The organism is Neorhizobium populisoli, assembly GCF_019430945.1.
GTDB classification, from domain to species: Bacteria; Pseudomonadota; Alphaproteobacteria; order Rhizobiales; family Rhizobiaceae; genus Neorhizobium; species Neorhizobium populisoli.
Window position 1 is genome coordinate 1 of record NZ_JAHYCB010000033.1, and the last position, 12186, is coordinate 12186.

The window sequence follows — 12186 nt, forward strand, 5'->3', positions numbered from 1 at the left end:
CGGAGCGGCGATCAGAAGACGACGAAGAACTTGTCAGCGGCAATCAGCATGATAACTTGATCCCGACCGCGACCTAAGAATCTCATCCAGATTGTCGCCCGCGTCTCATCCTGATTGCCGCGCTATATCCTAAATCCCTAGAAGGAGTGAATCAGAACTTCGCACTGACAGCAACACCGCCTTTTTCAACGGTATCGGCGCAAAGCGGTCGAGCCCGATGATGGGGCGGTGGGGTGTGTTTTCGGCTCAAAGCGACAAGCTCAAAGCTCACGTGTATATGTCGTTGCACATATGGAGATAAGATATGCCTCATCTGACCGAAGAACCATGGGACGCTCATAGCATTACGGCTGCATCAAATTTCGCCTTGCGTTGTGCGGCGATCTCAACTCAAGACGGCCATCCTGGAAACCCGCTACGCCACATCATAGTCTCGCTGATGACCGAACTGTGGGACCGCAACTTCAGCCAGACCGAAATCAGAGGTGCATTTGAAGAAGCTATCAGCGATCTGCCCCGCTACGCGCAAGGACAAGAGCGGCGAAGCGAGACCACGACAGTGCCATTCACACATTTCTAGTCTAGCCAAATGAACGCAATTTAGCGTGAGGCAGAAGCGAGTTTTGGCAGCGGGGTATGCTGTAGGCATTATCGGCGTATCCCGCCCTACTTCAGAAGCTGCAACAACAGAAGGGGCGAGCTCAAAAGCCCACCAATCACTAGCCCGCAGAAGCCCAAAGCAATGGCTCCAATCACGCCGTAACTTTCCCAGCCCTGGACTGCGCCCACCGCGGCGCTCGCAAAGAGTATACTCATAGTCCAGATTATTTTCATCATAGGTAGCAATTTGCCGAGCATCGTTTCCCGTTCGGTCGCCGCACAGTCCAGGGCGTCACGATAGCAGCCGGTTCGAGAAGTTCATAGCTAGCCCCCAGCCGGACGGCATCACGGCGCGATCTGACGCGATGTGAGGCGTGGGCATGAAGGCGTCCGGTTTAGTGGGCAGGGCAGTCTTCAGTAAACTGTGGCGAGTAGTCCTGCAATCACCGCAGATGGCGCTTCAGAGACATAACGGCAGTCGGCCCGAAGCGGTCATTGTTGGCCGAATGCGAAAAAGCAGGTTCGAACCCTCATAGTGGCCATTGACGCTCTGTGATCAAGCGTACAGAAAGTTCCCCGCTAACGTGAGGGATGACAAGGCGTTATCATGCGTATTGGCATTGGGAAGCCGTGCCGATTTGCACCCTAACCTACCCATCGCACTGTTATAATGGCAAGCAGCGCTTATGTCTCAGCGCCACATACGGAATAGCAGCAGCATGAAAACCAAACCTCCCGTCATGAGTGTTGAATTGAAAGCAGCCCTCAATGCTGTTGGCGAAAAGCTCTATAACGGCAAGGCGCTGCAGGGTGAGGTGGAGACAGTCATTAGCCTGTTGGATGACCTGTCCCCGCTCAGCGTCACTCTTGTGTCAGGGGCCATTCGCAACGAGGCAAACTTGTTCGGTGCGGTCAAAACCCAGCCCTTCTGGAAAAGCCTCATAACACCTCTCAGCCACCGCGACCAGCTGCACAACACACCGGGGTTGGAGCTGCTGTTCCTGTTTCATGGCAATGGCCAGTTGCGTGAACTGGCGCTGGAGAAGATCACGCAAGGGCTTGTCTCGCCCTTCTGGGTGGCAGCCGTGCTGTTTCGCATGAATGACTGGGCCGTGCAGGTGCGCAAAAGCGCCAACCGCTGCGTGGAGCGCGTGCTGCCCGTCACGCCACCACACGTGCTGGCAAAGGTCACGCTCACGCTGTTTCCCCGTCAAGACGAGTGGGGCCGCTGGAATGACGCCGGGCAAACGCTTGCCAGAAGCCTGATGACGAGACCGGATATCAGCGCGGAATTTGCAACGCTCCTGATGCCCAATACCGCCGGGCCAGTGCCAACCGCCTTCCGGCTTGGGCTGAGAACCCCGTGGCTGGATACGTATCTAAGTGACATCGCCAGCCACGCCACAAACCCCATCGTTCGCGCCATTGCCGTGGAAACCCTGCTGGAAGGCACGGCTCGATGGCGCTCCGGTTATGAGCGCAAGTGGCTGGACAAACGCTACAACATTACCCAACTCGTTCCAGTCTACACCAGCCGAGCCCTCGATATTGCCCCACAGCCGGAACTGATTGCCAGCATGGCAATAACAGACCGCTCCGCCTTCGTGCGTCGCACAGTCCTGCAATGCGCCGACCGCCGCACAATTCCCGCAGAACTTTCACGCACCTGCGCACAACACCTAACCAACGACCCCGACAAATCAGTGAAAGACCTCGCAGCGTTCATTCTGCGCAAGGGGTGAGTATGGCGCGAAGCGGCCCAAAGGAGACATTCCAGCCGATGGACTAAGCAGTCCTTCAGTCAGATATTGCCGAACACGCAATTACGATTCAGATGTAGTCGATGAATTGACCGCGCTCGATAGAGCCGAAAACACGGAAACCGTCGGCTGTCTCCTCGCCCGGCACATGGATTTTCTTCAGTGCATATTGAACGAGTTCACGTTGTTGGGATGTGGCCACGTGGACGTCGACATAGATGATGTCTTCATATCCACCGTCGCGGAAGTGATAGAACCATTCTCCATCAGGGCCGTAACTGTGGCCATTCGTTACTAGTGTACTCCACGTCGGGCTCGGATCGAGCGCATACATTGCCAAGCGGACCTCGTCCCACTTGGTATTATTCATAACCGAGTTGAGCATACCGCTATCTTTCACAGCCGACCGATCTTTAAGCGCGACCATATGAAAAAACTGCTGGGTTCTACAAGATGGAATAACGCTGTAGGCGCAAAGCGGCGGAGCGCGCATTTAGGGCTGTGGGTACTGTGCAAGAAAATCCTCGGGACTGATCGTCTCCATTTCGAACAGCCTGTCGGCGAACTGAATGACCAGATCGAAGACGTCCCCTCTTCCACTTCTCGATTCGATGTCGAAGTGACTGGCTGACGCCTTCTTCCCAAGAACCATCTCAGAAAGAAACACTGCCAAGTCTTCTATGGGGAGAACTGATCCGTCCCATCCAGCCGCTTTAAACCGGCTTGACCGCGATGCCAGATAGCTCCACAGCGAAGACATCTTGCATCTCCTGGTGAAGATGCCTCTGGGAACAGCCTATCGTGCTCCGGACGTGTCGCCCGCCGACCACCTTCAATTTTTGAAATTTCACTACGTGCTGACCTGACGACACGACCCAGACGTTCATTCGGAACGCACTGCCGGAGCTTGTTTTTTCTACTGCCGCAACTCGCATTGGATTCTTCCCGAAAAGTCGGGGCTGACGACGTGCGGCCTGGTGTGTATGTCCCGGCCGTTGCTGGTGCGCCGGCGGATCTGATATGGACGCGTCCGACGACCCACAGCTCGAGGACGGCGCCAATTAGTGCGGTGGGGCTTCCCGTCGCGACCGATGGGTTAGCCACCTTGGCAGTGGATGACAGGTCGAGCGATACTTATGATCCACACGATCTGTAGGACATTCCAAATGCGACGGAACACAGCTTGTTCCATCAGCAAACAGTCCCCTCCATGTAACAATCTCGCATAAAGAGTTTTGTGCGTGTGATATCGGGTTAAGAGGAGTGAAACAGGAACCGTTTATATCAGCTAAGCCGCAGCATATAGGGGGCAAACATAAATGATGGAGATGCTAAGGCTAGTGGCCGCGGCTATGTTCGCGGTCGCGGTTATCCTGCTTTTTTCTACTCCCCTATATACCGTTCTTGTTTATGGGGCTGTGTATGTCAGGCGGCATGGATGGCAAACATATGAACAGGCACCGTTTCATTACGTTGCGCATATTGCGATTTCCGTTCTCTTACTTGGGGTGATATCGTTGATCACCTGCCTTTACGTATGGTCAGCGCGTAGGAGTCGAAATAGTCATCGCAATCAGAACAACCGATAAGTGTCGAGCTTATCTAGACAGGGTGCAGACTTAGCGATCGCTACGACAGATATCGCACAAAGGAATAACCTGGATCGATGGACAGCAAATAGCAGAAGGCCTCCGCATCGACGAATTGCTGCCTAAATTCGGTGGTGCACCAGGTGCGGTCTGCAATGGTGGGAAAACTGTCACTATGATTGAATGCCGGAGGCTTGGAAGTATGACTGGAAGGTTTACGGGAGGGCCGCATCCTTGAGGGTCACGACTTATCACATACCCCTCCTATAGTTCGCCAGCTTTGCGTCGGCAGCCAATATTACTCCCAGAAAAAATGTCGGTAACATTATAATAAAAAACTGGCCACTCATCGTTAATTTCTCGATCTGCAGAAATATTCCGCAGTCTTTTCGTGAGGTTATGAACATTTCGTAAAAGATGATAAGAAACGCAATACATGCAACGGATATGAGTTCGACTATCATTTTATCAGCGAAGCTCCGACTGGCGGAAAATAGTGATGCCATCATATATAGCACTATTACGAGAATGGACGTACCAGTAGAAACTCCCATAGTCGTGCACGATTTCAGCGATATTACATATAGTACATTACTAGGATCGCATTTATAAATGAAATCATTAAAGAGTACGCAGTTCAATATGATACTGAATAATGACAAACCCATAAAGTGCTTAGTCATGGGCTTCAACTTTCTGCAAATCCAATAAAGCCGCGTCCGAGATAGCATTTCCCGTTGAGCCACTCCCGTAGCGCCGTTAAGGTAACGCGTTGCCGCAGACTACCATGATCGGCAACTTTATGAACTGCCTTTCCTTATCCAATTGTAGCTGTGAGCTGAACAACCCATTCGGTCGAGGCTTTTTATCATGACAAAGCGATTTAAAAGAGACGCTGGCGGAGTTGCGGAAATCGACCGGCAGAAATTTGAATGGCGCATTTATCGTGAGCCGCAATGGTGCGACGACATGGAAGGGGCTTACATTTGTAGTTCGCCATGCAGATGGAAGCAGTTGTCGAATGGCCTATGCCAAGGGAGATGGCGTGCCTTACCGGCGGCGGCCCAAGATTTCGCCTGAAATGGTGAGGCACAGCGTGCTTTCCGCCATTGATGCAGGTTGGGACCCGATGTCGCGCGGCCGCTCAATCAATCTGACGGTCGAGGCTCATGCCTCCCATCTGACTAACAGCAAGACATAGGGAAATCCGATGGGTGCCAAGGATTGGCTAGAGTGCTTCCCCGTCTGACTGAATCGAACGGCTTTGCAAATCACTGGCGTTCTGATTCAAGCTATCTGCCGATGGAGGTCGGCAGATATGTCGAAAGCCCTTTCCGTTGATCTTCGCATACGCGTGCTTGCAGCCGTTGACGGCGACGCTTCACATAGGGACGCTGCCGAGCGTTTCGGCGTTAGTACGGCCAGCGTGGGCCGTTTGCGGTAATCTACAAATCCGGCTAGGAACCGTTCGCCCGGTCCGCTCAGTGGCGACCGTAGCTCCCACAAGATTGAAGCTCATGCCGATGTGATTATGGCCTGGCTCGGAGAGCACCGGGGACCCGTTTAGGGCATCCCGACCGAAGATACTCCGCCTCACTTTGGAAGTGCAGCGTTTCCTCCATGATGTCATCCAGCATCCGCCCTAGTGCATTGATCGCATCTTCTTCCTCTTCCGTGAACGCGCTATTCGGCCACACAATCAGACGCCCCTCATCCCATAAATCATAGAACTTCAAGAAGAATTCATTGTATTTGAATTCAATGAGCCCTTCGTTCCCCCGAGCGAGAACACCGATGGCTTCGATCATCCGATTTCGCAACCGCTGCTCAATTAGTCGGTGTGAGACATCCTCATCCATAACGAACTTCCATTGATACGTTCCGCGCATTGAGATCACTGGATTTGCCGGGTCTGCAATTGGCGCATTCTTGCCATGTCGTCGCGGCATCTTTCGGAAAGCCCAGTTGAGCTTGGTCATGTGTCAGGAAAACGCCGCTAACAATGCACGTTGGGGGGTCCGAAGACTACCATTCTCACAGATTGGTAAGAATCCACCAAGCGGTCGTGCAGGATGACTGCCAGCAACTTTGATGGATAAAAATGTCCACTCATCCGCAACGAATACTGAACTGAGCGATGGTAGATTTGGTCGACCAGCGAGGTTTGCCATGAGAACACCCCTCCTTCTTGCTATTCTCTTAGTTGTTGGCGGTTCCGCGACATCTATCGGAAGGGCATTTTTTCTACCGAGCGACGCATACGCGAAGCAAGAAAGATTGCTTACGGCCTACCGCGTCAACCCGGATGCAACTTTGAAGAGGATTAGTGCCGCCTATCTCGCCTGCGCAGACAGCAAGTATGCCGAAGGTCCAGCAGCCGATGATATACGGCACTTAGCGGCACTGCTCATGCTGGAGGCCATCAGCCAGAGGGTCGAGGATGTTGATGACGTCAGCGGCAAAAAGCGGGCACTTCAGCTTATGGTGACTCATCTTCCAGGCATTAAGGCAAAGCTACCTGTTAGTCGGGATGAGGACCAATTTCTCCTCTACCTACAAGCGCTTCGCAAGGATGGCGTACCTACTTGTGTGATCTCGTCTTCCGCATAGGCTGGCCCGTATTGCCCCAGTGGGCCGGTAGCAGACTTCAGCCGTATGTTCGCTCCCAGTAATTCCACGGCATTGGCTCGTCAACCCGGCTCTGCTTGTGGCCGTTGACGATGGCGGTGAGTATGCTGGTCAGATAGGCTAGTGGATCGACGGCATTGAGTTTGCACGTTTCGATGAGCGAGGCGATGGTCGCCCAGTTCTCGGCTCCTGCGTCATGCCCCGCAACGAGTGCGTTCTTGCGATTTAGGGCTATCGGCCGGATGGATCGCTCCACGCTGTCGTTGTCGATCTCGATGCGGCCGTCGGTCAAGAATAACTTCAGGCCATCCCAGTATTTCGCAATGTAGGCCAAAGCCTCGCCGAGTGGGGAGTTGGTCGCAACACGGGCACGGTGATGGACGAGCCACGTATGCATGTCGACGACGAATGACGCGAACCGTCCCTGTCGCCCGGCGAGGCGAGACGACGCAAAAAAATTATAACTTCGAGTTGCAATTTCGACGCGTACGGATATCGTGTCCCAGGATGCGTGACTACTGCCGCAGGTAAAGCGGCACGACGCCAATGCTTTGTTGGACTAATATTTTTCAGTGTTTTATAATGGGAGAATATAGTGCTAGGGTTTGGACGGGTCAGTAGATTAACGCACAATTTTATAACTATCAGCTTAGCGTCTTATTTGTACTGCTCGATAGCTAATGCCGGTGTGAATGATCAGTGTCCTTTTTTTCGAAACTCCGGACCTTTGATCCATGGATTGCTGAAGCGAACTAAAGAACCGCCGGTTCCAATAGTTGTGCCAAGAAAATATCTGGGTGCTCCGCCCTATCCTGAGGACGGAGAGCTTGGTCGAGAGGGAACGCTGCGCTTATACGCAGATCGCAAGACCGCCGCGCCCTACGCAATGGCAGATATGCGCGGAAAAATCAGAGCTGGGAACCAAGATTGGATAAGCATCTTGGTCTGGGAATACGCAAGCCTCGATGGGGTTGTCAGCGCCTCTATCAGGACCGCCTTCAACAATGAGAGCTACATCAACGATTTAGAGCCAGATCGTTTTGGACTCGTCTCTCGGAAATTCCCGAACAACAAAATATCAAGCATAGACGTATTGGAATCAAAATCGGACGATGCCGAAAACGTAATAATCTGCTCTCGCAAAAAAAGAGGCGATAATACATACCCGCAATGCTCTCACTATACATACTTTGAAGGCATTGGCGTTAGGTTTAATTACAGTCGAGACTATCTAGGCGACTGGAAATCAATGCGATCAACTACTCAAAGTCTCATTAATTGTATCACTCAGTTCAGAGGGGAATGACATGCCGAAAATGCTGACTGACTCCGACTTCGCACGTTTACAGGAACATGCTGACGCTGGTGACCGCATTGCCTACTATGAGCAATTGGCTGCCTGGGGTTATAGGTATCCCGAGCTTGCCCTGGGCGTGGTTAACAACGATACCACCGCCGGAAGCATCGCAAATATTTTCTTTCTCAAAAGCGCTGCTCTTGAACAGGTAGATATCGACAGCAGTACTTTAGCGACAATTGGCCTTGAGTTGATGCGGGCAGATCTTGCTGCGCGCCTGTCAGACGCTCCTCTTCATCCAGGCGAAGAACTTACCTACGACGTGGTCCAGATTTATCATGAGTCGGTGTTCAACAGTCACGGGGTGTCGGGAGACGCCTGGACACCTAATAAGGCTTTGAACTGGTTGACGACCACAGCTGAGAAGCAGGCTCTCTGGGATGATTTGCTTTCAGGGGGGCCAACAGATACTGCCGCCGCGATCCACGCCGCTCTTGTAAACGTGAGCGATCCGGAGGTTTCAAGTTATGAGTTGTTGATCGCAGATGTAGCAGCACAGTCGCTTTTAGCTGAATCTAATGATTACGGTAATTACGATCTGACCCTGGATACTGGTGGGCTTTTGATCGGTAACGATCCATCCGACGACCTGGAGTCTGGAACCGAGGCCGGCGACGTGATCATGGGTTTTGCTGGTGAAGACGAATTGCGGGGACATGATGGGGATGATCGTCTTTACGGAGGCTGGGATAACGATCTGCTGATCGGTGGTGCGGGGCACGATCGGCTCGACGGGGGCAGCGACGATGACAACATCTTCGCTGGAACCCGCGAAACTGACTCAGCCATACCGCTGGGGGTGAAAACGGTAGATCAGGACGATGATCTTATCTTCGGTGGTGATGGGGTGGATACGGTCTTCATAGCGGGGGGTGATGATATTGTTTCCCTGGGCGATGGAAATGACGTGATCCATATCACATCCCTTCCTCAAGATGGTCTGCTGACGCCTTCCGGAACCGCGGTGATATGGGGCGGGGCGGGAGCGGATGTCTTCGATTTTCAGACAGCCGCGCACGTTCTCCTGCTGGACGTAGGCGCCGACTTGAATGACTCTACGCTTGCGGCTTTGTCGACGGGAAAATTGTTCGACTACATGAATTCCCTTGCTGGCGAAAATCCGTACACGCACATCATTCTCAACCCGGATGCTTCCGATCGTTTTCAGCTGAACGGCTTAGATTTGACAAGCGGATCCTTGGACGAGACAACGGTCCCAACGATATCGACTGAATTCCTATGGGACGGAGACATGCTTCAGTCGAACGTCAGCGCGGTAACGGACACGTTAGTCAATACGATTACTCGCGAATTCGTCATGGAAGGCGACTCTGACGTTAAAATCAATATACGCGAGTCGGCACTCGGCAACTCCTTCAACATTCACGTGCAAAGTAATCCGTTACTCAATCTGACGATCGGCGGCTTTTACGATGGCGCCGGAGGGATTAGCGTAGTAGGGGATGGAATCGATTATGAAGAACACTCTCATCAGGAAACCCATAGCGTTGTGGTAACTGACTGGTTCACCTTCGACGTCGATGGCGAGGTCTTTTCTTTGCCCGTTGAATGGAATCGAACGGGTCTTCTTTCAAGCACTCCGGATGTGCCATTTCTCGGGACAGGCCTAAAGCCACAAAATTATGAGACTTCTTCGATTCCGACCACATCTCTCTTAAATTTTTTGGAAATTGTCGTCCCTGGCACGCCGAGTAATAACTTCTTTGCAGGAGGCAACGGTGGCGAGCGCTTCATGGGTGGCTTGGGCTCAGATTCTATTGACTACAGTACGTCAACATCTTCAGTAATGGTCGATCTGGTCAAGGGGACCGGCCATGGTGGCCTTGCCGCACACGACAGGTATAGGTCTATAGAGAACGTTATCGGTTCCGACTATGCGGACGTCATAACGCTAAGTAAGGACAATAACCAGATCACAGGTGGCGACGGTGACGACGTATTCCTTCTTGTCAGCGGGGGCATTGATACCATCGACGGCGGAAATGGTTTCGATATGACGTTGCTTTTAGCCAACGCAGCCGATTATCAGTGGAGTCAAGAATCAGATGGACGGTACACGGCCGCTGGTCCAGCAAGTTCGCAAACAACGTTTGATGGCGTGGAGCTCTTTGTTTTTGCAGACAACACTGTCTGGAGTATATCCGATGTCGCTTCGCATCTCGGCTTGATGGTATAGGTCGTGTTGCTAAAGTGTCTATTCAAATCAGGTATGGTCTGATTCAAGGCTGCTCTTTAGGAGGCGAAGATGGCGCGTGGAGACCGAACCGACGCGGAATGGCCTATCATGGAACCGCTTCTCCCCGCAGAGCGAGGGCGGCTCTCTTGGATCGTCGGAATTTCAAGTACCAAAACCGGAGGATCATCGACTCGTAGGTCGTCTACGAAATTCCGACAGTCGATCTCTTGTTCACAGCTCAGGTCTTCATTTTGTAGTTACCTCAACAGCTTCGACTCTTCCATGGTTTGAAAAGCTGTTCGCCGATGAGCGGATTGTATTTCTTGTTGCAGTCGAGAGCCTATCGGTTGTTGGTTTTCTTATCGCACAAGAATTTCCGACGCCGCCAGTATACGATCCCGGTGGGGCAACTGCTTTGATCGATGACTTCTGCGTTACTGCCAAAGACCGTTGCAGGATGCTGGGGCAGCATTATTACAGCATGCAAAATCAGAGTTGAATAGACGAGGATTTGCCCAAGTTATTGTCGTTGGTGCCAGACGGGATGCCGCAAAAACCACGTTTTTGAGTCAAGCCGACCTTTCACTAGCTTCTACATGGTCGACGGCGGCAGTGTAACAGGTCCAAGGTGTGCGGCACTCGTTAACTCCAAATGCCCTTGCGCAGGCTTCTATCGCCGACTGGCTGCTCTTCTGTCCCATAACTGACGATGTCGCGTGTTCGAACCGGCTCCTCGGCCGTCCTATGAGGCCTCTCCGTAAGCGGTGTTTTCAGGCCACAGCTTTTAGTTCGGGCTTTGCGGAGTAGGCCGTAAGCGTTGTTCCGGGCACACCGCCTTGACCAGGACGGGTTTGAAGGGTCGAGAGCCAGCCATGACGTGGATCGGAATTATGCGCCAAAACGAGCTGGCAGCCGATGTTACTTACGCAGCATGTGAAGGTCGAATCGAGCGATTTCCGTTTCCAGCACATCTAATTGCTCGCATGTTTCCGCGATAATTACATCGGTGCGGTCATAATTCCCAAGGATGCGCACCCCATATCCCTCAAGGTATATATCCATGAACCGAGCCTCGCGCAGACTGCGCCGCAGTATGCGTTGAAATTCGGAGCTTGCGGAAACTATGGGCCGAAGCACTCCTGAAAAGTTCACGATGGTGCCGGCGTTTCCGAGATGATTATAGAGCGCGAGAAATTTTCTCTCCCCGGCTAAATAATCCTGAAGTTGATTGGCCTTTAAGGCACTTTCATAGGTGAACAAATTTGTCGCCGTACATTCCGCTTCGGTCAGCCAGTGATCGAAAACAGAGACAAATGCAAAAGGTACGCCCAGACTGGCAATCTCCTGATCGCCAATATCGGGAAAGTGGTCCTAGTTCGGAATATTGACGGCCATAACGCTGCTCAGACAAGGTGGTCCAGAGCTACCTCTATGAGTTGTAAGCTGTCAATCGTCTGCGTCTCGGCGATAGAACCTTTGAGCACATATCACACCACCAAGATTCCACGGCAAGAGTTCTCCTAATCGGCTCTGCTTGTGGCCATTGACGATGGCGGTCAGGGTCCTGGCCAAATATGCATACGGATCGACGGCATTGAGCTTGCACGTCTCGATCAGCGAGGCGATGATCGCCCAGTTCTCCGCTCCAGCGTCATGTCCGGCGAAGAGCGCGTTCTTCCGATTGAGAGCAATTGGCCTGATGGTTCGTTCGCCGGAATTGTTGTCGATCTCGACGCGACCGTCGGTCAGGTAGACGCAGAGCCCATCCCAGTATTTGGCGACATAGGCAAGAGCTTCTCCGAGCGGCGACTTGCCCGCGACGCGGGCACGGTGATGCGTGAGCCAAGTCCGCATGTCGGCGATCAATGGCGCTGACCGTGCCTGTCTTCCGGCCATGCGAGCGGCGGCGTCGAGACCGCGCAGCTCAGCGTATGCCTGCGGCGAAGGCCGTCTTTCTTGACTTGTTGATTAGCTCTAAGTCCATGGCTTATGTCATGCGCTACAGTGATTTCCCCCATTGAGCTTTTGTCTGTCGACGATGTTGGTCGCCGGCGG

At 52.7% G+C, this 12186-nt stretch carries 10 protein-coding genes and 3 pseudogenes; 7 read left to right on the forward strand and 6 right to left on the reverse strand.

The features are described from left to right. Positions 1-304 precede the first annotated feature (304 nt). Positions 305-580: a hypothetical protein gene (locus KX729_RS32740; RefSeq protein WP_219746613.1), complete on the forward strand. Its 276-nt coding sequence runs from the start codon at positions 305-307 to the stop codon at positions 578-580. 739 nt (positions 581-1319) lie between these two features. Next, positions 1320-2342 carry a hypothetical protein gene (locus KX729_RS32745; protein ID WP_219746614.1) on the forward strand — a complete coding sequence of 341 codons (1023 nt, stop codon included), beginning with the start codon at positions 1320-1322 and terminating at the stop codon, positions 2340-2342. An 88-nt stretch (positions 2343-2430) separates the two neighbouring features. On the opposite strand, the gene KX729_RS32750 is transcribed toward KX729_RS32745, so the two are convergent. Together KX729_RS32750 and KX729_RS32755 are read right to left on the reverse strand one after the other, a co-directional pair. Next, a complete protein-coding gene (locus tag KX729_RS32750) occupies positions 2431-2745 on the reverse strand; it encodes a DUF6678 family protein (RefSeq protein ID WP_246618045.1) in 315 nt (104 codons plus the stop codon). Positions 2746-2853: 108 nt separating this feature from the next. Next, entirely contained in the window at positions 2854-3120 is a 267-nt protein-coding gene (locus KX729_RS32755) for a hypothetical protein (protein WP_219746615.1), read from the reverse strand. A 1850-nt stretch (positions 3121-4970) separates the two neighbouring features. Between KX729_RS32755 and KX729_RS32760 the strand changes: the two genes are divergently transcribed. Next, positions 4971-5150 carry a hypothetical protein gene (locus tag KX729_RS32760; RefSeq protein WP_219746616.1) on the forward strand — a complete coding sequence of 60 codons (180 nt, stop codon included), beginning with the start codon at positions 4971-4973 and terminating at the stop codon, positions 5148-5150. Positions 5151-5267: 117 nt separating this feature from the next. After that, positions 5268-5504, forward strand: a pseudogene (locus KX729_RS34785) (IS630 family transposase); the annotation flags it as partial. Here KX729_RS34785 and KX729_RS32770 read toward each other — a convergent pair. Continuing rightward, a complete protein-coding gene (locus KX729_RS32770) occupies positions 5479-5928 on the reverse strand; it encodes a hypothetical protein (protein WP_219746617.1) in 450 nt (149 codons plus the stop codon). The pseudogene KX729_RS34785 and the gene KX729_RS32770 overlap by 26 nt on opposite strands. Positions 5929-6118: 190 nt before the next feature. Between KX729_RS32770 and KX729_RS32775 the strand changes: the two genes are divergently transcribed. Then, positions 6119-6559 carry a hypothetical protein gene (locus KX729_RS32775; RefSeq protein ID WP_219746618.1) on the forward strand — a complete coding sequence of 147 codons (441 nt, stop codon included), beginning with the start codon at positions 6119-6121 and terminating at the stop codon, positions 6557-6559. Between the two features lie 37 nt (positions 6560-6596). On the opposite strand, the pseudogene KX729_RS32780 reads toward KX729_RS32775, so the two are convergent. Continuing rightward, a pseudogene (locus KX729_RS32780) lies at positions 6597-7028 on the reverse strand (IS66 family transposase); the annotation flags it as partial. A gap of 856 nt (positions 7029-7884) precedes the next feature. Here KX729_RS32780 and KX729_RS32785 point away from each other — a divergent pair. Continuing rightward, complete coding sequence (locus KX729_RS32785; RefSeq protein ID WP_219746619.1) at positions 7885-10131, forward strand: calcium-binding protein; 2247 nt, start codon at positions 7885-7887, stop codon at positions 10129-10131. Between the two features lie 76 nt (positions 10132-10207). Next, positions 10208-10630: a hypothetical protein gene (locus tag KX729_RS34110; RefSeq protein WP_246618046.1), complete on the forward strand. Its 423-nt coding sequence runs from the start codon at positions 10208-10210 to the stop codon at positions 10628-10630. A 419-nt stretch (positions 10631-11049) separates the two neighbouring features. Here KX729_RS34110 and KX729_RS32795 read toward each other — a convergent pair whose 3' ends face one another. Next, positions 11050-11391: a hypothetical protein gene (locus KX729_RS32795; RefSeq protein WP_219746620.1), complete on the reverse strand. Its 342-nt coding sequence runs from the start codon at positions 11389-11391 to the stop codon at positions 11050-11052. A gap of 186 nt (positions 11392-11577) precedes the next feature. Further along, positions 11578-12060 (reverse strand): annotated as a pseudogene (locus tag KX729_RS32800) (IS66 family transposase); the annotation flags it as partial. Positions 12061-12186 lie beyond the last annotated feature (126 nt).